Annotated in this window: 20 protein-coding genes; 8 read left to right on the top strand and 12 right to left on the bottom strand. The window is 62.3% G+C overall.

Annotated features, from left to right (window positions below):
• Nucleotides 1–24 precede the first annotated feature (24 nt).
• The 3 genes from ACFXS9_RS41425 to ACFXS9_RS41415 all read right to left on the bottom strand — a co-directional run bounded on the left by ACFXS9_RS41425 (nucleotide 25) and on the right by ACFXS9_RS41415 (nucleotide 2,745).
• Nucleotides 25–579: a hypothetical protein gene (locus ACFXS9_RS41425; protein ID WP_057841763.1), complete on the bottom strand. Its 555-nt coding sequence runs from the start codon at nucleotides 577–579 to the stop codon at nucleotides 25–27.
• Nucleotides 580–824: 245 nt separating this feature from the next.
• Nucleotides 825–1,034: a hypothetical protein gene (locus ACFXS9_RS41420; protein WP_028347002.1), complete on the bottom strand. Its 210-nt coding sequence runs from the start codon at nucleotides 1,032–1,034 to the stop codon at nucleotides 825–827.
• Nucleotides 1,035–1,107: 73 nt separating this feature from the next.
• On the bottom strand, nucleotides 1,108–2,745 hold the full coding sequence (locus ACFXS9_RS41415; protein WP_392699240.1) for an isocitrate lyase: 1,638 nt from the start codon (nucleotides 2,743–2,745) through the stop codon (nucleotides 1,108–1,110).
• A gap of 188 nt (nucleotides 2,746–2,933) precedes the next feature.
• Here ACFXS9_RS41415 and ACFXS9_RS41410 point away from each other — a divergent pair, with 188 nt between their 5' ends.
• Nucleotides 2,934–4,379 carry a short-chain fatty acyl-CoA regulator family protein gene (locus ACFXS9_RS41410; RefSeq protein WP_392699238.1) on the top strand — a complete coding sequence of 482 codons (1,446 nt, stop codon included), beginning with the start codon at nucleotides 2,934–2,936 and terminating at the stop codon, nucleotides 4,377–4,379.
• 640 nt (nucleotides 4,380–5,019) lie between these two features.
• Here the strand turns inward: ACFXS9_RS41410 and ACFXS9_RS41405 are convergent.
• Nucleotides 5,020–5,400: a hypothetical protein gene (locus ACFXS9_RS41405; protein WP_392699237.1), complete on the bottom strand. Its 381-nt coding sequence runs from the start codon at nucleotides 5,398–5,400 to the stop codon at nucleotides 5,020–5,022.
• 42 nt (nucleotides 5,401–5,442) lie between these two features.
• On the opposite strand from ACFXS9_RS41405, the gene ACFXS9_RS41400 reads away from it, so the two are divergent.
• Nucleotides 5,443–5,673, top strand: coding sequence for a hypothetical protein (locus tag ACFXS9_RS41400; protein WP_392699235.1), 231 nt, complete (start codon nucleotides 5,443–5,445; stop codon nucleotides 5,671–5,673).
• Between the two features lie 110 nt (nucleotides 5,674–5,783).
• The gene (locus tag ACFXS9_RS41395) at nucleotides 5,784–6,233 is read left to right on the top strand and encodes a hypothetical protein (protein ID WP_392699233.1); all 450 of its coding nucleotides are present in this window, start codon (nucleotides 5,784–5,786) and stop codon (nucleotides 6,231–6,233) included.
• Nucleotides 6,234–6,401: 168 nt separating this feature from the next.
• Here ACFXS9_RS41395 and ACFXS9_RS41390 read toward each other — a convergent pair whose 3' ends face one another.
• The 5 genes from ACFXS9_RS41390 to ACFXS9_RS41370 all read right to left on the bottom strand — a co-directional run bounded on the left by ACFXS9_RS41390 (nucleotide 6,402) and on the right by ACFXS9_RS41370 (nucleotide 11,707).
• On the bottom strand, nucleotides 6,402–6,815 hold the full coding sequence (locus tag ACFXS9_RS41390) for a VOC family protein (RefSeq protein ID WP_392699232.1): 414 nt from the start codon (nucleotides 6,813–6,815) through the stop codon (nucleotides 6,402–6,404).
• Between the two features lie 482 nt (nucleotides 6,816–7,297).
• Nucleotides 7,298–7,858 carry a DinB family protein gene (locus tag ACFXS9_RS41385; RefSeq protein WP_392699231.1) on the bottom strand — a complete coding sequence of 187 codons (561 nt, stop codon included), beginning with the start codon at nucleotides 7,856–7,858 and terminating at the stop codon, nucleotides 7,298–7,300.
• Nucleotides 7,859–8,065: 207 nt separating this feature from the next.
• A complete protein-coding gene (locus ACFXS9_RS41380) occupies nucleotides 8,066–10,339 on the bottom strand; it encodes a xanthine dehydrogenase family protein molybdopterin-binding subunit (protein WP_392699230.1) in 2,274 nt (757 codons plus the stop codon).
• A gap of 18 nt (nucleotides 10,340–10,357) precedes the next feature.
• Nucleotides 10,358–10,834, bottom strand: coding sequence for a (2Fe-2S)-binding protein (locus ACFXS9_RS41375; RefSeq protein WP_392699228.1), 477 nt, complete (start codon nucleotides 10,832–10,834; stop codon nucleotides 10,358–10,360).
• A 3-nt stretch (nucleotides 10,835–10,837) separates the two neighbouring features.
• Nucleotides 10,838–11,707, bottom strand: a complete 870-nt coding sequence (locus ACFXS9_RS41370) for an FAD binding domain-containing protein (protein ID WP_392699227.1) — start codon at nucleotides 11,705–11,707, stop codon at nucleotides 10,838–10,840.
• A 262-nt stretch (nucleotides 11,708–11,969) separates the two neighbouring features.
• Between ACFXS9_RS41370 and ACFXS9_RS41365 the strand changes: the two genes are divergently transcribed.
• Entirely contained in the window at nucleotides 11,970–13,319 is a 1,350-nt protein-coding gene (locus ACFXS9_RS41365) for a lytic murein transglycosylase (RefSeq protein WP_392699225.1), read from the top strand.
• Between the two features lie 251 nt (nucleotides 13,320–13,570).
• On the top strand, nucleotides 13,571–14,074 hold the full coding sequence (locus ACFXS9_RS41360) for a DUF1993 family protein (RefSeq protein WP_392699224.1): 504 nt from the start codon (nucleotides 13,571–13,573) through the stop codon (nucleotides 14,072–14,074).
• A gap of 3 nt (nucleotides 14,075–14,077) precedes the next feature.
• Here the strand turns inward: ACFXS9_RS41360 and ACFXS9_RS41355 are convergent, their stop codons facing one another.
• Nucleotides 14,078–14,623, bottom strand: a complete 546-nt coding sequence (locus ACFXS9_RS41355) for a phosphohydrolase (protein ID WP_392699222.1) — start codon at nucleotides 14,621–14,623, stop codon at nucleotides 14,078–14,080.
• A gap of 50 nt (nucleotides 14,624–14,673) precedes the next feature.
• Nucleotides 14,674–15,114 (bottom strand): hypothetical protein, encoded by a 441-nt coding sequence (locus ACFXS9_RS41350; RefSeq protein ID WP_392699220.1) that lies wholly within the window; start codon nucleotides 15,112–15,114, stop codon nucleotides 14,674–14,676.
• Nucleotides 15,115–15,490: 376 nt separating this feature from the next.
• On the opposite strand from ACFXS9_RS41350, the gene ACFXS9_RS41345 reads away from it, so the two are divergent.
• On the top strand, nucleotides 15,491–15,880 hold the full coding sequence (locus ACFXS9_RS41345; protein ID WP_392699218.1) for a RidA family protein: 390 nt from the start codon (nucleotides 15,491–15,493) through the stop codon (nucleotides 15,878–15,880).
• Between the two features lie 83 nt (nucleotides 15,881–15,963).
• Here ACFXS9_RS41345 and ACFXS9_RS41340 read toward each other — a convergent pair whose 3' ends face one another.
• Entirely contained in the window at nucleotides 15,964–16,488 is a 525-nt protein-coding gene (locus ACFXS9_RS41340; RefSeq protein WP_392699216.1) for a DUF2380 domain-containing protein, read from the bottom strand.
• Nucleotides 16,489–16,667: 179 nt separating this feature from the next.
• On the opposite strand from ACFXS9_RS41340, the gene ACFXS9_RS41335 reads away from it, so the two are divergent.
• Nucleotides 16,668–16,934 carry a hypothetical protein gene (locus ACFXS9_RS41335; protein ID WP_392699215.1) on the top strand — a complete coding sequence of 89 codons (267 nt, stop codon included), beginning with the start codon at nucleotides 16,668–16,670 and terminating at the stop codon, nucleotides 16,932–16,934.
• Nucleotides 16,935–17,309: 375 nt separating this feature from the next.
• Nucleotides 17,310–19,412: an acyltransferase family protein gene (locus ACFXS9_RS41330; protein WP_392699213.1), complete on the top strand. Its 2,103-nt coding sequence runs from the start codon at nucleotides 17,310–17,312 to the stop codon at nucleotides 19,410–19,412.
• Nucleotides 19,413–19,666 lie beyond the last annotated feature (254 nt).

The raw sequence follows: 19,666 nt of genomic DNA, 5'->3' as shown, positions 1-19,666 counted from the left end.
GAATGCTCGACCCGGCGGCTCCGGTTAGAAACTCTTCAAACTCGCATACAGCGCCAATCCGAACAGCGCCACCGCGCCCAGCACGAAGCCAAGCACGAACATGCCCAGGCCGCGGCGGCGCGGTTTCTTTTCCACAACAGGCTCGGCCACGGGCATTGCCACCATCGCATGCTCGCGCTCGATCATGCGGCGCGCGACATAGCCGGTGACGGCATCGACGATGACGGGCACATCATGCGACTCGGCAAGCACGATGCGGCCGAAGCGCGTATCCTGCACGAAGCGGTAGATGCGCTTGTCGCGTCCCATCACGATATGCGCGACCACGTCGATCCACAGCCGCGGCGTTTCGCCCTGGCTGACACCGCGATCGAACAAATCGATTTGCTCCGGCACCTCCGCGAACAGCGGATCGAGCGCCTCATTCAGGATCTCGAGCCGCGCGACCTCGGCATCGCGCAGTTCGACCACGACGCCGGTCCGATCGGCAGCCTCGATGCGGGCCTGGCGGAGCGCATCGCGCAGCCGGGTCGGTCGCATGTCGCGGGCTTCGTTGCCGGTATTTTGCGCGTTTGACATCGGGAGCCGCCTTTATCCTGCAGGGGGTTGGCGGGATTAACCTAGCAGTAACTATGTTGCGCGCAAAGGCTGTTTAGTTGCAATGGGTTAGCGATCCACTGGCTTTCGAGAGCGCGGCGATACCCCCACCCCGGCCCTCCCCGCAAGCGGGAGAGGGGGAGTTGAGCGCAAAACGGCCCCAGCCGGAATTCCGGATGGGGCCGCCTGTCCTTGGACGTTTCTTCTGATGGGTCGGCAGCAGCCGGTCAGGCCGAGACGCGCGAGGGCTCTTCGACGATCGAGAAGCGTACGCCGGCTTTATGGCGGCTCTCTTCCGAGACCTCCTTCCAGCACTCCTCGGCTTCCTTGCGGGTCTTGAACGGGCCTCTGACCTGGGCCGAGCCTTCGACGAGCTTGTGGAAGTTCATCGAACCGAACTCACCGCCGATCACCCAGAAATTGCTGCCTTTGGTCATTTTCAGTCTCCTGTTGTCCGAGTAGCGTGATCAGTCTGGAATCCAGCCAGGCCCCAGACTGATCAATCCACCGTTAGCCGAACTGGTTCATCGTGTTGTGGACGCCGCCCGCCTTCAGAGCGGCTTCACCGGCGAAATATTCCTTGTGATCGTCGCCGATATCGGAGCCGGCCATGTTCTGATGCTTGGCGCAGGCGATACCCTGACGGATCTCCTGGCGCTGAACATTCTTCACATAGCCCAGCATGCCCTGCTCGCCGAAATACTCCTTCGCGAGATTATCAGTCGACAGAGCTGCCGTGTGATAGGTCGGCAACGTGATCAGATGGTGGAAGATGCCGGCACGCTTTGCTGAATCGGCCTGGAAGGTGCGGATGCGCTCGTCGGCTTCAATGGCCAGCGGCGTATCGTCGTATTCCGGCTTCATCAGGTCGGCTCGATTGTACTTGCTGACATCCTTGCCGGCTTCCTTCATCGCGTCGTACACCTGCCAACGGAAGTTGAGCGTCCAGTTGAACGACGGCGAGTTGTTGTAGGCCAGCTTCGCGTCCGGGATCACCTTGCGAATGCGGTCAACCATCTTGGCGATCTGCTCGATATGCGGCTTCTCGGTCTCGATCCACAAGAGGTCGGCACCGTTCTGCAGCGACGTGATGCAGTCGAGCACGCAGCGATCTTCGCCAGTGCCGGCCCGGAACTGATAGAGGTTGCTGGCAAGCCGCTTCGGACGCATCATCTTGCCGTTGCGGTTGATGATGACATCGCCATTCCTGGCGTTGGCGGCCGTCACTTCCTCGCAATCCAGGAAGCTGTTGTACTGATCGCCGAGGTCGCCGGGCTTGTGGCTCACGGCGATCTGCTGCGTGAGACCGGCACCCAGCGAGTCGGTGCGGGTCACGATGATGCCGTCTTCGACGCCCAGTTCGAGGAAGGCATGGCGGCAGGCCCGGATCTTCGCCAGGAACACCTCATGCGGCACGGTCACCTTGCCGTCCTGGTGGCCGCACTGCTTTTCGTCGGAAACCTGATTCTCGATCTGCAGGGCGCACGCACCCGCCTCGATCATCTTCTTGGCAAGCAGGTAGGTTGCCTCGGCATTGCCGAAGCCCGCGTCGATGTCGGCGATGACGGGCACGACATGGGTCTGGAAGTTGTCGATCTTTTCGATCAGCGCCTTTTCCTTCGCCTTGTCGCCTTCCTTGCGGGCCGCGTCGAGCGCGCGGAAGATATCATTGAGCTCACGGGAGTCCGCCTGACGCAGGAAGGTGTAGAGTTCTTCGATCAGGGCCGGCACCGAGGTCTTCTCGTGCATCGACTGATCAGGAAGCGGTCCGAACTCGGAGCGAAGCGCAGCGATCATCCAGCCGGAGAGATACAGATAGCGGCGATCGGTCGTACCGAAATGCTTCTTGACGGAAATCAGCTTCTGCTGCGCGATGAAGCCATGCCAGCAACCGAGCGACTGGGTGTACTTGGTGGGATCGGCGTCATAGGCAGCCATATCGCTGCGCATCAGCGCCGCGGTGTACCGGGCGACATCCAGGCCGGTCTTGAAGCGGTTCTGCAGACGCATGCGCGCCACGGCTTCGGCGGTGACGCCATTCCAGGTCGGCTGGGTCTTGAGCAGCGCCTCAGCAGCTTCAATCTCGCTCAGATAGGAAGCCGGTCCCTGGATAGTCCGGTCACTGATTCCACGTGGCTGGTAGTTCATGTGCATGATCCTTGTCTTCCACTGTCTACAATCGACATTCTTGACAGTGCATTGCGAAACGTCCTGAGAGCTAAACGCGGAAAAGAGAATTTCGTATAGATGTCTTGTTTTTTATTGGTGATGTCATGTAACATATAAACTTGTAACAGATGTCATTTTGTCAATTTTGTCACAATTAGGACCCTCCCATGGCCACCGAATCCGGAAAGAAGCTGTTCGTCGGTCCGCGTTTCCGGCGGATCCGCCAGCAGCTCGGGCTGTCGCAGACCCAGATTGCGGAAGGGCTTGGGATCTCGCCGAGCTACATCAACCTGATCGAGCGGAACCAGCGGCCGGTGACGGCGCAGATCCTGCTGCGGCTGGCCGAGACATATGATCTCGACCTGCGCGACCTCGCCACCGCCGATGAGGACCGCTTTTTTGCCGAGCTGAACGAGATTTTTTCCGATCCGCTGTTCCGCCAGATCGACCTGCCGAAGCAGGAACTGCGCGACCTCGCCGAACTCTGCCCGGGCGTGACCCATTCGCTGCAGCGCCTCTACGCTGCCTATACCGAGGCCCGCCGCGGCGAGACGCTGGTGGCGGCCCAAATGGCCGACCGCGACGAGGGCGCCCGCTTCGAGGCCAACCCGATCGAGCGCGTGCGCGACCTGATCGAAGCCAATCGCAATTATTTTCCGGAGCTCGAACAGGCCGCGGAGAATTTGCGCGACGAACTCCACGCCTCCGCCGAGGAACTGTTTGCCGCGCTCGCCGCGCGCTTGCGCGAAAAGCATTCGATCGTTACCCGCATCATGCCGGTCGACGTGATGCGCGAGACGCTGCGGCGGTTCGACCGCCATCGCCGCCAGCTTCTGATCTCCGAACTGGTCGACGGCTCGGGCCGGGCCTTCCAGCTCGCGCTGCAGATTGGCCTCGCCGAATGCGGCGCGACCATCGACGCCATCGTCAACCGCGCAGGTCCCCTCGACGACACCCCGCGCCGGCTCTACAGGATTACGCTGGCGAACTACTTCGCCGCCGCCGTCATGATGCCTTATCAACCGTTCCACAGCGCGGCGGAAAATTTGAACTACGACGTTCACGTGCTGGCGCAGCGCTTCAATGCCGGCTTCGAGCAGGTGTGCCATCGCCTCACCACGCTGCAGCGGCCGAATGCGCGCGGCGTGCCGTTCTTTCTGCTGCGCGTCGACAATGCCGGCAACGTCTCCAAGCGGTTTTCGTCCGGCACGTTTCCGTTCTCGAAATTCGGCGGCACCTGTCCGCTGTGGAACGTGCATTCCACCTTCGACACGCCGGACCGCCTGCTCAAGCAGGTGATCGAACTGCCCGACGGCACGCGTTATTTTTCCATCGCGCAGATGGTGCGCCGCCCGGTCGCGCCGCACCCGCAGCCGCAGCCGCGCTTTGCGATCGGCCTGGGCTGCGAAATCCGCCATGCCTCGAAGCTGGTCTACGCCGCCGGGATGGATCTGGAGAAGGCGGAGGGCACGCCGATCGGCGTCAACTGCCGGCTTTGCGAGCGCGAAAACTGCAGCCAGCGCGCCGAGCCGCCGATCACGCGGACGCTGATTTTGGACGAGAACACGCGGCGGGTGTCGTCGTTTGCGTTCTCGAATGCGCGGGAGTTGTGAGGGCCACGCTCCCTCAACACGTCGTCCCTGCCTAGTGCGCAATTGCGCACGGGGCGCAGGCACCCATACGCTGCGGCCATTGTTGGTGAGACACGATGGAACGACGAGCGAGCAAAAATACTGCTCCCTGTGGGATTATGGGTCCCTGCTTTCGCAGGGACGACGGATAGATATGCGCTCGCATTCCCGCGGCGCGTTGCGCCCGAGCTGTGCTTTCAGTTCACTCCCAAAATTCAGAGGGAGCAGGGAAGGCCGAGTGCTGGCTGGCACCCGCGGTCTCGTGTGCAACAAGCGCTAAAGAAACGCACACGAGCATACAGGTAACAGCCGAAACAACCGGCCTTCCCTGCGCAATGGTTTGACGGCTTATGCCGAGCTCTCCCCGGAGACGAATTCCTCTTGCCTCCGTCACCGGCGAATTGGCGGCTCGCATCGCCCGGTTGAGCTTTGCAAACCTCCGCCGGCTTAACACCAGCCACGGGTGCCAGGACCACACGGTTTTGCCGTACGCGACCCGCCTTCGCTAAGAGGATTCGCCGGGCCTGGTACCCGCCCGTCGAGCTCATAAGCGAAGCGGAAGGAAACGCCGTTCGTCTGACGCGCTGGCATCGCTCACGGGAAGCCCGCCCTGCGATTCCTGTCACGCGTCCGGCGCTTTCGCGTCCACCGCAGCCCGGCCCAACGTTCGTGACGATGGCCAACGCCCCTCTTGCGGGCCGGGATGGCGCGAGTTGTAGGACTGATTTGCCTCGCGCGAGAACAGGATTCTTTTTTCGCGCACGACTGGACAGGGCAAATCAGCTTGAAATGATTGAGAAACTTTTTGTTTGCGCGCAATGCCCGTGGGGTGGGTTAGCGGCAGCGTAAGCCACCAAATGGAAAGCATGCGGATGGTGCTGTCGCCAATCCGGCCTGCGACCTGGGCCACCTGAGCACGAAATTTCGGCGCGAAGATGAAGGACTGTTCATCAGCATTACATCGCGGGTCGGTCCATCGGGAAAAACCGGAACATCGCTGCATCGAGGACGTTGCATTTCGTCCAACGACACGAAGGAGAGACCAATGCTGAAACCATTGATTGCCGCGACCGCTGCCCTGCTGGTCGCAACCTCGGCGTTTGCGCAGAGCGACAAGATGAAATCCTCGGATTCCTCTGAGTACTCGTCGGCACAGAAGAAGATGCAGAAGACGTCGGAACAGAAGATGAAGAAGAGCAAGGCTTCGACCGCCGCAAAGGGGGCATCGGAAAGCGCGCCCGGCACGACCTCCGGATCGGCTGCAAAGAAGTACTAATTCTCCAACAGCACGGCCCGGCATCGATGCCGGGCCGTTTAGCGTGCGCGTGTCCGCAGGCACGATCTTTCTACAGGTCTCTCGCGTCATTTGCACAGTGCGATGCATCAATGGACCGCTTTCTCTCACCGGAAAGCCGCATCTGTGTCCCGCTGGTGACGATCACATTTAAAACGTTGGTATTCCGCAATTTTGCGATGGAACAGCCAAGCCGATTCGCTAGTTTGAGAGTAGCGATTCTCCAGAACTCGCAAATGGATGCAGGACCGATGTTGCGACTCGCCAAGCTGATGAACCCGTTCGAACTCGCCCAGGACCGGGTCACCCAAGACCGGATCACCCAGGACCGGCCGCAGCCGATCGAGCGCAAGGTCGCGAATCGCGCCGCGCGTGCCACGCCGGTCTGCGCCGCCTGCGGTTCCGACGACATCATCTGCCACGCCACGGCGCAATGGAGCAACGAAGCGCAGGAATGGCAGCTCGCCAATACCTTCAACCAGCCGGCGCGATGCAACACCTGCCACACCGACTGCAATCTGGTGTGGCTGACGCTGAATTAGGTGGCGGCAAAACCGTTTGTAGCCCGCATGAGCCAACGGGTCGCGCGAACGCGCGCTGACAGGCTCCGCGATATGCGGGACCCGTAGAATCCCGGATTTCGCTTCCGCCTACGCTCGTTGAGCTACGGCGGACAAGTCGATCATCCGGGCAACGCTTCCAACAGGCCGCTAAATCTCCGCATACACTTCCAGCAGATTGCCATCGGGATCCCTGAAGAACAGCGTGCGATGACCGAACGGCTGATCGGTCGGCGGCTCGAGCAGATCGATGCCGTGCCGCACCAGCTCGTCGGCGCAGCGATCGACGTCATCAGCGCCAACCTTGAAAGCAAGCTGCAGCGACGCGCTGCCGATCGGCGTCGGCGCATCCTTCGCCGTCCGGCTCGGCCGCGCCAGCGCCAGCGTATTGCCGCCGATCTGGTATTCGATCCATCCCGCCGACAATTCGCGCGTCGGCGGAAAACGGAGCACGCCTTCGTAGAAGCGCCGCATCGCCGCCATGTCGCGCACGAAGATGACGGTGTAGTCGACGGCGCGGATGGAGTGGAAGGGGGATGGGGTCGGTGTGTTCTGATCGGCCATGACGGCGTTCACTTTCGGCAGGCAGCGCGTAGCCCGCATGAGCGCATGCGATATGCAGGAAAAGTGGGTGATGAAAGTCCCGAATCGCTACGCTCATTCGGGCTACGGCTTATCAATCGTTAATTGTATCCAGAATAGGCTGCCCCATCATTGGAGAACAGAGTGTTCGGTCATGGACTCGCTTGAAGGCGTTTTGCGTCTCGCCGGTTGGATACTCGGCTGGCTGTTTGGTTGGCCCCTTGGCCTCTTTCGCCGCTGGCTGGATCGTCAGCCGCTCCGTGACCCTTCACAGATATCGTCGCTAGAGAGATTTGGACGGCTGGCGCTTGGCGTTTCCTTGACGTTGTGCATTCTGCTGCCGCTAGGTTGGCTGATCTTCAAGTGACCACAAACAGTAACCCGTGTGAGCGCTGCGACATGCTGCGATAGATAGAACCCCGGATATCGCTCCGCTCATCCGACCTTTCTGTTGCTCTTGCGATTCAAGCTGCGCCCCACACCCGCTCCTCGCTCCAGCCTAGCTCTGCGAACTCCGCCGCCCGCAACGGCGCCTCACCCACGGCGAAAAACTCGTCGAGTTGCGGCGGGCTCACCGAGGTGCCGCTCAGCATGGCGTGGGCCTGCCCGCGATGATGCACTTGATGCTGAAACAGATGCAGGAGCAATCGGTCCATCCGTTCGCGCTGGATGGAGGTGCCGCGATGCACGGAGACGATGCGCTGCAAGCCGGCGCCGTCGAGCGCTTCGACGACCTTGAGCAAACGTTGATCGACTGCGGCCTGCGCTTCCTTCAGCGCGGCGACCGTTGCGCAAGGCTCCTGATCCGCGAAGGCCGCCGGGCCGAGCGTGCCGCCTTCCATCGCGTCGACGTAGAAGTGGTCGATGATCAGGATGTGATTGAGCGTGGCGCGCAGGCTTGGAAAGAAGCCGGTTCGGTTCGCGATGAATTCATCCTGCGTCAGCCCGAGACAGGCTGTGAGCAGCCGATGGTTTGCCCAGGCGTTGTTGTACGCCATGGCGCGGTAGGGAAGCACGTCGCTCATTTGCGTTGCCAGCCAGCAGCCCGCATGAGCGCAGCGATATGCGGGGAACGATAATGAAGGTCCCGGATATCGCTTCGCTCATCCGGGCTACGCACGCCCGTCATTGCGAGGAGCGAAGCGACGAAGCAATCCATATCTCCATTTGCCGCGCTATGGATTGCTTCGCTTCGCTCGCAATGACGGCTTGGCGATATGGCGTTCTGCCTCCTACTCCGCCGCCTGCTGCGTCGGCGCATCCAGCACTTCCAGCACCCTCGGCGGCGACATCGGCAGCGCGTAGAAGCGCTTGCCAAGCGCGTTGTAGATCGCATTCGCCACTGCCGCCATCACGGGGACCAGCGGCACTTCGCCGACGCCCTTGACGCCTTGCGGGTGTTTCGGGTTCGGGATCTCGACCATGATGCAGTCGATCATCGGCAGGTCCGAGCAGACCGGCATGCGGTAGTCGAGGAAGCCGGGGTTATCGACCTTGCCCTCCTTGGTGTAGATGTATTCCTCGTTCAGCGCCCAGCCGATGCCTTGCGCGACGCCGCCCTGGAGCTGGCCCTCGACATAGCCGGGGTGAATGGCGCGGCCGACATCCTGCACGGCGGTGTAGCGGATCACCCGCGCGATGCCGAGATCGACGTCGACCTCGACGTCGCAGACATGGGTGCCGAAACCCCCGTCCGCGCCTTGGGTGTTGAGCTGCACGCCGGCCCCAATGGGTCCGCCCATCGCGGGCGCCTTCTCGGCGAGCTCTTCCAGCGTCAGCGGCTCGAACTGGCCGGCGTTCGGGCTCGCCGGATGCGCCGCGCCGTTCTCCCACTTCACCGCTTCGGGATCGATCTCCCAGATCTTGGCCGCGCGCTCGCGCAGCGTCTGGATGATCTTTTCGGTCGACTGCGTCACCACCATCGAAGACGCAAACAGCACGCGGCTGCCGCCGGTCAAGTTGGAAAAACCGACCGTCTGCGTGTCGCCGATGATGACGGAGACGCGGCGGTAGTCGATGCCGAGGAGCTCGGCGCAGATGTTGGCGATGCCGGCGCGCGAGCCGCCAATATCTGGATGGCCAGTGGTGACGACGACGTTGCCATCCTCGGTGATGTTGACCTGCGCGGAAGATTCGCCGCCGGCGTTGAACCAGAAGCCGCTAGCCACGCCCCTGCCCCTGAGCTTGCCGTGGCCGTCGCCGAGCGGCGCGGCGTAATGCGGCGAGGCTTTAGCTGCTTCCACCGTCTCGATATAGCCGATGCGCGGGAACACCGGGCCGTGCGCGGCTTTGGTTCCTTCCTTCGCGGCGTTCTTCAGGCGGAAGTCGAGTGGGTCCATCTTCAGCGCTTCCGCGACTTCGTCGAGCACGCATTCGACCGCATAGGCGCCGATCGGCGCGCCCGGCGCGCGATAGGCCGCGACCTTGGAGCGGTTGGAGCAGACGTCATATCCTTCCGAGAGCAGGTTCGGGATGTCGTAGGGCGTGAAGCTGCAGCCCGCGGCGCCGCGGATCGGCGAGCCCGGAAACGCGCCGGCCTGAAGGTAGAAGGTGCCGTGCGCGGCGACGATCTTGCCGTCCTTCGTGGCGCCGATCTTCACCGTGCTTTTCGAGCCTGAGGTGGGGCCGGTCGCGCGCATCACTTCCTCGCGCGTCATCACCATCTTCACCGGGCGGCCGGATTTTTTCGCAAGCAGCGTCGCGAGCGGTTCGAGATAGACGATGGTCTTGCCGCCAAAGCCGCCGCCGATTTCGGCGGGGATGGCGCGGATGTCGCTCTGCGGGATGCCGGTGAGATAGGCCGTCATCGCGCGCACCATGAACTGGCCCTGGCTGGAGCTCCAGATCGTGGTCTTGCCGTCGGGCGCGACCGAGATCAGGCAGGCATGCGGCTCGATATAGCCCTGGTGCACCGGGCGCGTGGTGAATGTGCGCTCGATTGTGATGTCGGCCTTCCTGAAGCCTTCCGCGATGTCGCCCTTCTTGTGTTCGAGGCGGCCGACGATGTTGGACGGCTTGCCGTCGAACTTGTTGAACTCGTGCAGGATGGGCGCGTCGGGCTTGAGCGCATCGTCGATCTCGATCGACCACGGCAACACCTCGTAATCGACCTCGATCAGCTTGCAGGCTTCCTCCGCGATCGCTTCCGTGGTCGCGGCGACGGCGGCGATGGGGTGGCCGGGGAATAGCGCCTTGTCGCGCGCCATCACGTTGCGGCACATCCAGCGCATGTCCTGGATGCCGAGCATCACAGCGCCCTTCTCGATCGGGAAATCGACGATGTCCTTCGAGGTGACGACGGCCTTCACGCCCGGCAGCTTCTCCGCTTTCGAGGTGTCGATCGATCTGATGCGCGCGTGCGGATGCGGGCTGCGCAAAACCTTGCCCCAGATCATGCCGGGCATGGTGGTGTCGGCGGCAAACTGGGCGCGGCCGGTGACCTTGTCCATGCCGTCGGGACGGATGGTGCGCTGGCCGATCCACTTGTTGTTGGTGACGACGTTCATTGGGCTGTCTCCCGGAAATTAGTGCGCGCGCATTTCGGCAGCGGTTTCCATCACCGCGCGGACGATCTTGTCATAGCCGGTGCACCGGCAGAGGTTGCCGGCGAGCCAGAAGCGGACTTCCTCCTCACTCGGGTCCGGGTTTTTCTTGAGCAGCGCGTCGGACGCGACCAGCATGCCCGACGTGCAGATGCCGCACTGGAGCGCGGCCATTTCCAGGAATTTCTGCTGCAGCGGATGCAATTTCTCGCCGTTCGCCATACCCTCGATGGTCCTGATCTCGTGGCCCTCGGATTCGACCGCGAGCATCAGGCATGAGCAGACCAGCCGATCGTCAATCGTGATCGAGCAGGCGCCGCAATCGCCCGAGGCGCAGCCTTCCTTGGAGCCGGTCAGGGCCAGCGGCCCGCGCAGCGCGTCGAGCATGGTGTCTGATGGCTCGCACAGAAATTCCATCGGCTCGCCGTTGATTGATGTGGTGACGTGAACTTTGGCCATGAATTACTTTCCTGTAGCGCGTTGGGCAGCGATCGCGGCGGTGCGCTTGAGCAGCACGCCGGCCACCTTGATGCGATAGGCGATGGTGCCGCGCTTGTCGTCGATCGGGCGGCAGGCGGCGGAGCATGCAGCGGCGGCCTTCGCCAGCGCGGCGTCGTCGAGCTTTGAGCCGATCAAGGCCTTGGCGGCGTCTTCCACCAGCAGCACGGTCGGCGCCACCGCCCCCAAGCCGACGCGGGCGGCGGTGACGATACCCTCCTTCATGGTGAGGCTGACACCGCAGCCGACCACGGCGATGTCCATTTCGGTGCGCGGTATCATGCGCAAGTAAGCATCGCTCGATCCGGGTGGGCGCGGCGGCAGCGTGAAGCTGACGAGGATCTCGCCGGGCTTTAAGTTGGTGCGGCCGGGGCCGGCGGGGACGTCCTCCACCTTCATTTCGCGGCGGCCATGCGGGCCCTGCACGGTGACGATGGCGCCGGCCGCGATCATCGCGGGCACGCTGTCGCCGGCGGGCGAGCCGTTGCAGAGATTGCCGCCGGCGGAGGCGCGGCCCTGCACCTGCTTGGAACCGATCAGGTTGACCGCTTCGAGCACGCCAGGCCAGACCTTGCCAAAATTCTGGTGTTCGGCGAGCGCCATGCCGGAGACGGCGGCGCCAATGCAAAAGCCGCCATCGGCGGTCAGTTCGATCGCGGTCATCTCGGGGATTTTCTTGATGTCGACGATCACGCCGGGCTTGAGCACGCCCGATCGCATCTGCACCAGAAGATCGGTGCCGCCGGCCAGGATGCGCGCGGCGCTGCCGGCTTTCGCGAATGCACCGACCGCTTCGTCAAGCGTATCAGGCGCCAAATATCGGAGTTCCGTCATGGTCTTTCCGCCATCTCCCTCGTTCCGCCCGCCCCAGTGATTGTCGGCTCACCTTCAAAAGTCGGGCTGACGCCAAGCCTACACGGGGAAAAGCGGTTGGAACAGCCTGCGAGATCAGGTTGATACGGCAGGCTCCTATGCGCGTGACGGGGCTTGCGCGGCCGATTGCGCCGAGGCGGGGATCGCTTGGGCAGACCGTTGGCTAATGCAGTCAGCCGGTCTAAAACCCGGGCTTCGGATTCGCGATTTTTGTGGGGGATGGATGCCGCTTTTCAGATTCCTCGTTGCTGCCACGGCGTCCCTGACACTTTCATCCCCCGCCATCGCCCAAACGGCTCCCTCGCCGGTCCGTCCCGCACCGAGACCTGTGGTCGCGCCGGCACCCGGTCAGCAGCCGCCGGCCGCCGCTCCGCGCGCACCCCGCGGCGCGGCCTGCCACAATGGCCTGTCGTTCGACCGCTTCCTCGCCGACCTCAAGCAGCAGGCCGCCGCGGAGGGCGTGTCGCAGCGCACGTTGGCCGAAGCGGCGCCCTACCTCGTCTATGACCAGGGCATCGTCAACCGCGACCGCGGCCAGCGCGTGTTTGGCCAGGTGTTCACCGAGTTCGCGCGGAACAGGGCGTCCGATGGCGCGGCGAAAAATGCGCAGGCGCAGATCCGGATGCATGCGGCCGCGTTCAACCGCGCCGAGAAGGAATATGGCGTGCCGCCGGCCGTGATCGCCGCGTTCTGGGGGCTGGAGAGCAGTTTTGGCGCCGAGCTAGGCAATCTGCATACGCTGCGCTCGCTGGTGTCGCTGGCCTACGACTGCCGCCGCTCCGAGATGTTCAGCAAGGAAACCATCGCCGCGCTGAAGATCATCGAACGCGGCGATCTCACGGCAAGCGAGATGATCGGCGCATGGGCCGGCGAACTCGGGCAGACGCAGTTCCTGGCGACGCACTACTTCAACTACGCGGTGGACTATGACGGCGACGGCCATCGCAACCTGTTGCGCAGCGCGTCCGACGTGATCGGCTCGACCGCGAACTATATCGCCAACGGATTGAAATGGCGGCGCGGCGAGCCGTGGCTGCAGGAAGTGCGCGCGCCGCAAAATTTTCCGTGGGAGCAGGCTGACCTCACGACAAAACTGCCGCGCGCGAAATTCGCGCAGCTCGGCGTCACCTATCCCGACGGCCGGCCGTTGCCGAACGACGACCTGCCGGCCTCGCTACTGCTGCCGATGGGCCGCACCGGACCGGCGTTTCTGGCCTATGCGAATTTCGCCGCCTATACCGAGTGGAACAACTCGCTGATCTATTCGACCACCGCCGCCTATCTCGCCAGCCGCATCGCCGGCGCCCCGCCAATGCGGCAGCCATCGGCGCCGGTCGCACAACTGCCGCTCAACGAGCTGAAGGAGCTGCAGCAGCTCCTGGTGCGCGCCGGCTACAATGTCGGCAAGGTCGACGGCGTGATGGGACAGTTGAGCCGCACGGCGGTGAAGGCGATGCAGATCAAATACGGCCTGCCGGCGGATTCCTGGCCGACGGCGGAATTGCTGGCGCGGATGCGCGGCCCCAGCGTCCAGGCGCAGCCCGCCGGCCTTGTGATGCCGGCGGCGCGATAACCTCTGTCATTCCCCGCGAAGGCGGGGAATCCAGTACGCCGCGGCGTCTCTGCTCAATCGCAACTGCTCTGGAATACTGGATCGCCCGCCGGAGCCTGTCATCGGGCGCGCATTCGCGCGACCCGGTGGCCGGCGATGACGAGTTGAGATTATTTGCCCGCGATCGCGTTGAATTTCTCCATTCGCCCTCCCATCTCGAACAACACCTCATCCTCTTGAGATGAATTTCCACATCACGAAAAGAGCATCGCATGTCTTTCCACGACCTAACCGTGCCGGCCTTCCTGCAGATTCTCGGCAGCCTTTCCGGCCTGCTCAGCAAGGCGGAAGCGCATTGCAAGGCAAAGAACATTCAGCCCGAGGTGCTGCTCAATGCCAGGCTTTACCCGGACATGTATCCGCTGACACGCCAGGTGCAGACTGCCTGCGATTTTGCCGCGAAGACCTGCGCGCGCCTCACCGGCAGCGAAGTGCCGTCCATACCCGATAACGAAAAAAGCTTTGAGGAATTGCAGCAGCGGATCGCGAAAACGACCGATTATGTGAAGGCATTCAAGCCGGCGCAGTTCGAGGGCGGCGAGACGCGCGAAGTGACCTTCCCGATCGGCCCCAGCAACACCATGACGATGAAGGGCCAGCAATATCTCGTCAACTTCGCCTTCCCGAATTTTTACTTCCACGCCGCCACCGCGCACGGCATTTTGCGCCACAACGGCGTGGAGATCGGCAAGCGGGATTTTCTCGGGGTGAGGTAATCGTCAGCGCAAGGCGGCCAGCTCGCGCGCGAGGTTTTCGCGGGCCTGGCCGTCATATCTTGCGGCAGAGGCCGGATCGGGAAAGATCACCGGACGGGCGGCGAACCGGCCGAGCACCTTGGCGCGGCCGGCGCGATAGTCAGCGTCCGGCACGTGGATGAACTCCTGCCGGATCGCGGCGGCGTAGGCGTCGTAGCGCGCCGGCTCCGCGCCGAGAATGCTGAGGTCGATGGAGATCAAAATGGCGCCCAGGCGATCATCGCCCTGGACGTCGTGTGTCTTTGTAAGGCGGATCAGGCGGGCTATTTCCGCTCCGATATCCTCGCGGACGTGCTGCTCGGCCAGCCGCGCGCGGAGTTCTTCATTGTCCGAGCGGGTCGGGTCGTAAACGACATCGTGCCACCAGATCGCCTCGGTCAGGATTTCGCGCTCGCGCTCCGAAAGATTGTCGACGCGCGCGAGTGCGGCGAGACAGTGTTCGATGTGCGAGAGGTTGTGGTAGTGGCGGCCCGGCGCCGTGTAGGCGGTGACCAACTGTTCGCGGTTCATCGCGAGGCTCCGCGTCAGGCGCGCGTTCGCGCGCCCCCACCCAACAACCGCTACCGCATCGTGATCGCTAGTCCGCTGAGATCGGCGTTCGCCATCAAGCCGACCTGGTGCCCGGTCAATTCCAGCACCGCGCCCTTCTGGTTGGTGAGCACGATCGCGCGTGCGCCGCGGCCGACCGCCAGGCCCGCGCCGGCCGCTGCGTAGACGCCCGCGACATCGGAAGGGCGATAGATGTTGCTGACGCGGCCGCGCAGCACAGTCTTCGATCCGCCGAACACCAGGCCGTAGTCGAGCCCGCCGGTCGACAGCGGATAGCGGCGCCCGTGAAAATTCAGAACGCCGCTGCCGCCGGAGCCGCCGATGATCCATCCCGCCTTGTAGATCGTGAGCTGCACGAAACCTTCGTCGGCATGCGCGGCGGAGGACAGCGTGACGCCGGCGAAGGCCGCAAACGCAAGCACGGTGGCGCGAACGGCGGATGGCATGTTCATGGATCGTATCTCCGGAGGTCTTGCAAATCGGAAAAGTGTCGGGCGGGGCTTTGCGCTGCAGATTGAGTCGCAACTATCGGATTGTAGCCGATCGGCGCAAGGGGCAAAGCATATTCAGGCCCTGCCCGACGCTCTGTGTGCCGAACCGCGCCGTGTGCCCGACACAATTCCATCACGATTTCACAAACAAAAAAGCCGGCTTGTGAACTGCATTACTTTCACAGCCGTCGTATGCCGCTATCGTAGCCAGCGAGTTTCCCTGACGGGCGGGACCTACAAACCAATCGGCGGGTCGTGAAGCGCGGGCGCCGCTGCCTTTCCAGCGAGGCAGCGGCGCGTTAGGCTTCAAGGCACCGAACCGTCCACGAGGTGTCCCATGTCCCCGATCCAGCATTTTGCGCCGCCCGCCGGCGTCAAGGCCCCGCCGCTATCCTTTGCCACGCGCACCGGCGACCTGCTGTTCATCTCGGGCATTCCGGGCTTTGACGACAAGGGCGCGCTGGCGGATGGTTTCGAGGCGCAGTTCGGCTTCGTCGTCGCCAATATCAAGCGCGTGCTCGACGAAGCCGGCGCGACATTTCGCGATCTGGTCAAGGTCAACGTGCTGCTGACGCGCGCATCCGACGTCGCCACGATGAACGTGCTGTATGCGTCGGCGTTCGGGCCGCCGCCCTACCCGGCCCGCACCACCTGCGTGGTGCAGGCGTTGCCCGACCCGAAGATGCTGATCGAGATCGAAGCCGTTGCCTCACTGGCGAAGGCGTAGGGCGGATTAGTTAGTTAGCGACAGCGCAAATCCGCCGACCTTGCGATCGTCGGCCGCAACTCACGGCTTCGGCATGGATTCCTTCAGTGTATTGCCGACGAAATCGGCGGCATGGCGATAGGCGGCATCGTTGTCGCCGCGAACGTCACCGTTCGCCGCATCAGCAGTTTCTCGGCTTCGAGATCGAGCAACTGGATTTCGCCCCATTGCACCAGCGTGCTCATCTTGCGGATGCCGCCATAGACCACGAGCCGCGCGCCGGCCTTGCGCGCGGCGGCGATGAAGAGATCCTGCGACATGCTGGTGGCGGTGCAGGGGTGATCGGGGCATTCGATCGGCACCACGCGATATCCGTCCTGCGCCGCCAGATTGTCGCGCAGCAATGCGGCAAACGACGCGACGCGGGCGCGATGCTCCCCGCCCTGGTCCACGACTTCGCCGGAAGTATCGAAATAATCGAAATCCGCGACCGCGACCGCGATCGGCGCGGCGGCCGGCGACCCGCTCGATGCAAGCGACAATGCGGCCAGCACGCAGAGCATCGTCAGCACGGCGCCCGCGCCATTGCGCCAGCGTGAGGCGCGCCATCCGGTTGCCGTTTGCATCATGCCTGGCCTCCTTCAACTCCGACGTCGGCATCGCCACGCTGCCGACGGAAGCAAATTGTAACAGGGCCTAAGGATTTCGCTAACCCATTCCGCGGCTCCGTCTTTGAACCTTCTCGCCCTCATCGCTACTCAATCGGTGATCGGGCGCTGAGCCCCGTATTCAAAACAGGAGATTGAAGATGCGTCGCATTTTTTCCCTTTGCGCCGTTGCCGCTATCGGTTTCACCGCGCTTGCCGCGTCGAGCCCGGCCCAGGCCTCGTATCATCTGATCCGCTGGCAGGACACCGGCTTCTGCCAGATCTGGGACCGGAGCATCCCAACCGCGCCGTATCCCGGGAATTACGCCGTGATCGTGGGCTCCGAAGTGCCGACGTTCGGCGACGCTGGTGTTCAAGGACGGCATGCTGCGCAACGGCACCTGCTCATTCTGACCCGACATCTGTAGGGTGGACAAAGATTTACCTGAAACGATCGCTTGCGAAACGCATTGGCCGGGCGCGTGTCGTGGAAGCGGCACGCGCATCTGGACGGCCCCAGTCGAACCCTTCCAGCCAATCCACGAGCTGGAGCTATACATGCGCTGCAAGCGTTGCTCGGAGGTTCGAGGGTATCCGTACAAGCGCAGCCACATCGTAGCCTTGCGACCGAACAAAATCTCAGCGTTGAACCCTCCGTCCACCTGATGGCCGGGAGAGCGATGAGAAAAAACATCACCCCGCAAAAATACGGACGGTGGCAACTTTCTGAACGACAACCGGCTTAGCTTCAGCTAAGAGCGGGTTACCGGAATTTGCCCGGTGAAGTGGGTTGGGGAACCCTGTTGTATTATTCCATTGCTGACGCGCAACAGCCGTTGCGTGCTGATACGCGCTCCACTGCGACACGCAAGCATCCAGGTGGGGGTACCTTTCGGCTAGACATCAACGCCCTCCGGGCGCTCTCGGTGCTGGCCGTACTTGGCTATCACCTTAAGATACCAGGATTTGCCGGTGGATTCGTCGGGGTAGACGTCTTCCTCGTGATCACTGGCTATCTGATGACGGGCAAGGTGTTGGCCGAGTTGGCTGCGGGGCGGTTCTCGCTCTGGTCGTTCGGCATGCTGCGCATGCGGCGAATTTATCCGGCGCTTGCGGTCGTCGTGATTTCATCTGCCATTATTGGATGGTTCGTCACGCTGCCCGGCGAATATCTGAGACACCTGAGGCAGGCATGCTATGCCTTGGTGGCCCTCTCCAATTTCGCCTTCGATGCTGATAACGGCTATTTCGCAATGGCCGCTCAGACCAAGCCCCTACTGCATACCTGGTCGCTCGCACTTGAGTGGCAATTCTATATCTGGATGCCCTTGGTGGCGGCGCTGATATGGCGGCGCGCCTTGCCCTCAAAATCTCGATCCAGCGTGATGATGGGCGCGTTTTTGTCCGTTGGGTTTGTTTCATTGGCGTGGTGCCTATGGCAGAGCCACAGCGACATGATGGGCTCGGCGTTCTTCTCACTGCGGGCGCGAGCATGGGAGCCTTTGGCGGGTGGATTGATCGCGGTGTCCGAGTTTCAGCGGCGTACGGAGAGTACCGCTGGCATTCCGTTTCTGACAGCGCCCGCAGCGGCGATCGGAGGCTGGGTCCTTATTGCGGCTTGCATCGTTTTTCCACTCCCTGAGACGCAATGGCCGGGGCCGCTCACGCTGTTACCAATCCTCGGGGCTGCATTGATCGTCGCCGCCCGCCAGCAAGCCGATGGAGGCGGCTTGCTGGGGCTGCCGTTGATCCAGCGTGTCGGCGATTGGTCCTATTCGATCTATCTTTGGCACTGGCCGATCTGGGTCTTTGCGCTGAGCTGGCTTTCTTTCCGGGGCTATGACGTGAATGCCAGGGAAAAGATGCTGATGCTGGCCGCGTCAATCCTACTCGGCGCAGCCTCTTACTATCTCGTTGAGCAACCCGTCAGAAAGCGCCGCGATTTTTGGACGGAACGCCGTCTGGTGTCGAGTGCCAGCATCGCGTTCTGCTTGTTGATCGCATTCACTGCAACGGCTTTCCTGAACAATGGGTTTCCGATGAGGCTGCCTGAATATCTGCTGGCCGCTGAGGAGGCGAGAAGGAACGGTACGCCTCGGGACGAATGCTTCAGGAATTCGAACTCCGCCAAGCAGGTTGCTGAGACCTACTGCCGCTTTGGAAGTGAAGGCGTCGCCGGACGCCCCACCGCAATCTTGTGGGGAGATTCGTTCGCTAACCAGTACCTTGTACCGATCTCTTCGGCTGCGCTTCGAAATGGAGTACATGGACTGATCGCCACGCAAAGTGCCTGCAGGGCATTCATTGACGATCCTGCGCTGAACTCCGGCGATCAACAGCCGTGCCGGGAGTTTAACCGGAGCACGATGGATTTCGTGCTTGGTCACGCTGAACCGAGCATAGTCGTGATCGGAAGTAACTGGGGAAGTGCGATCGAGATTTCAGCTTTGGTGGACCGATTGCTCAGTTCAGGCAAGACCGTCATTCTGATCATGCCCCTATTAAACGTTGGCTTCGATGTCCCGCAGCGGTGGATGGAAAACCAGACCCGCGCTGGCAGGGCGCTAGACGAATGGAAGGTCGAAGCCGATCCCGTCCTCACGATGAGCAGCCTCCGTGCCGAGATCAGCAAAATCTTGGATAAATATAAGGACGATCCGCGGCTGATTGCAGCCGATCCATTGCCGCTCGTTTGTGAACACAGTCATTGCTATCTGGTCAGGAACGGGCAATCCAACTTTCGAGATACTGCCCACATTTCCAATGTTAACGCGATGCAGTACACGGGCTTGTTCGACGCCGCCTTTAGATTGGCGGTCCAGGCCACGAGTAAAGCAGCAAAAGAGGCCGACTTAGGCGCAGGGATAGGACGCGCCCCCGTCCCGCCGGCCACAAGCTTAAACTGAACCAGCTCCGCAAGAAGCTGAAATGTGTAATCAACGAGGCCGTGCGCAAGCTGATGGAGACATCAGATGAAAATAGCACGCAACACTTGCCGTGATATCGACGATCCCGGCCGGCCGGAGATTGGTAGGGTGGGCAAAGGCGCGCGAGCGCCGTGCCCACCATTCCAACCGGTGATCTGAATGGTGGGCACGCTGTCGCTTTGCCTACCCTTCAATTCCTGACGTAGTCGCGGCCAACCATCTTGTACAAGCGG

Origin of the sequence: Bradyrhizobium sp. RDI18, from assembly GCF_043203335.1 — a bacterium.
In the GTDB taxonomy this organism is placed as follows: Bacteria; Pseudomonadota; Alphaproteobacteria; order Rhizobiales; family Xanthobacteraceae; genus Bradyrhizobium; species Bradyrhizobium retamae.
This window is presented reverse-complemented; position numbering and strand designations above follow the sequence as displayed.

What these genes read in the sequence shown, in the direction of transcription:
- ACFXS9_RS41425 (WP_057841763.1), bottom strand. Translation starts at nt 579, where the DNA reads ATGTCAAACGCGCAAAATACCGGCAACGAAGCCCGCGACATGCGACCG.
- ACFXS9_RS41420 (WP_028347002.1), bottom strand. Translation starts at nt 1,034, where the DNA reads ATGACCAAAGGCAGCAATTTCTGGGTGATCGGCGGTGAGTTCGGTTCG.
- ACFXS9_RS41415 (WP_392699240.1), bottom strand. Translation starts at nt 2,745, where the DNA reads ATGAACTACCAGCCACGTGGAATCAGTGACCGGACTATCCAGGGACCG.
- ACFXS9_RS41410 (WP_392699238.1), top strand. Translation starts at nt 2,934, where the DNA reads ATGGCCACCGAATCCGGAAAGAAGCTGTTCGTCGGTCCGCGTTTCCGG.
- ACFXS9_RS41405 (WP_392699237.1), bottom strand. Translation starts at nt 5,400, where the DNA reads ATGCAGCGATGTTCCGGTTTTTCCCGATGGACCGACCCGCGATGTAAT.
- ACFXS9_RS41400 (WP_392699235.1), top strand. Translation starts at nt 5,443, where the DNA reads ATGCTGAAACCATTGATTGCCGCGACCGCTGCCCTGCTGGTCGCAACC.
- ACFXS9_RS41395 (WP_392699233.1), top strand. Translation starts at nt 5,784, where the DNA reads ATGGACCGCTTTCTCTCACCGGAAAGCCGCATCTGTGTCCCGCTGGTG.
- ACFXS9_RS41390 (WP_392699232.1), bottom strand. Translation starts at nt 6,815, where the DNA reads ATGGCCGATCAGAACACACCGACCCCATCCCCCTTCCACTCCATCCGC.
- ACFXS9_RS41385 (WP_392699231.1), bottom strand. Translation starts at nt 7,858, where the DNA reads ATGAGCGACGTGCTTCCCTACCGCGCCATGGCGTACAACAACGCCTGG.
- ACFXS9_RS41380 (WP_392699230.1), bottom strand. Translation starts at nt 10,339, where the DNA reads ATGAACGTCGTCACCAACAACAAGTGGATCGGCCAGCGCACCATCCGT.
- ACFXS9_RS41375 (WP_392699228.1), bottom strand. Translation starts at nt 10,834, where the DNA reads ATGGCCAAAGTTCACGTCACCACATCAATCAACGGCGAGCCGATGGAA.
- ACFXS9_RS41370 (WP_392699227.1), bottom strand. Translation starts at nt 11,707, where the DNA reads ATGACGGAACTCCGATATTTGGCGCCTGATACGCTTGACGAAGCGGTC.
- ACFXS9_RS41365 (WP_392699225.1), top strand. Translation starts at nt 11,970, where the DNA reads ATGCCGCTTTTCAGATTCCTCGTTGCTGCCACGGCGTCCCTGACACTT.
- ACFXS9_RS41360 (WP_392699224.1), top strand. Translation starts at nt 13,571, where the DNA reads ATGTCTTTCCACGACCTAACCGTGCCGGCCTTCCTGCAGATTCTCGGC.
- ACFXS9_RS41355 (WP_392699222.1), bottom strand. Translation starts at nt 14,623, where the DNA reads ATGAACCGCGAACAGTTGGTCACCGCCTACACGGCGCCGGGCCGCCAC.
- ACFXS9_RS41350 (WP_392699220.1), bottom strand. Translation starts at nt 15,114, where the DNA reads ATGAACATGCCATCCGCCGTTCGCGCCACCGTGCTTGCGTTTGCGGCC.
- ACFXS9_RS41345 (WP_392699218.1), top strand. Translation starts at nt 15,491, where the DNA reads ATGTCCCCGATCCAGCATTTTGCGCCGCCCGCCGGCGTCAAGGCCCCG.
- ACFXS9_RS41340 (WP_392699216.1), bottom strand. Translation starts at nt 16,488, where the DNA reads ATGATGCAAACGGCAACCGGATGGCGCGCCTCACGCTGGCGCAATGGC.
- ACFXS9_RS41335 (WP_392699215.1), top strand. Translation starts at nt 16,668, where the DNA reads ATGCGTCGCATTTTTTCCCTTTGCGCCGTTGCCGCTATCGGTTTCACC.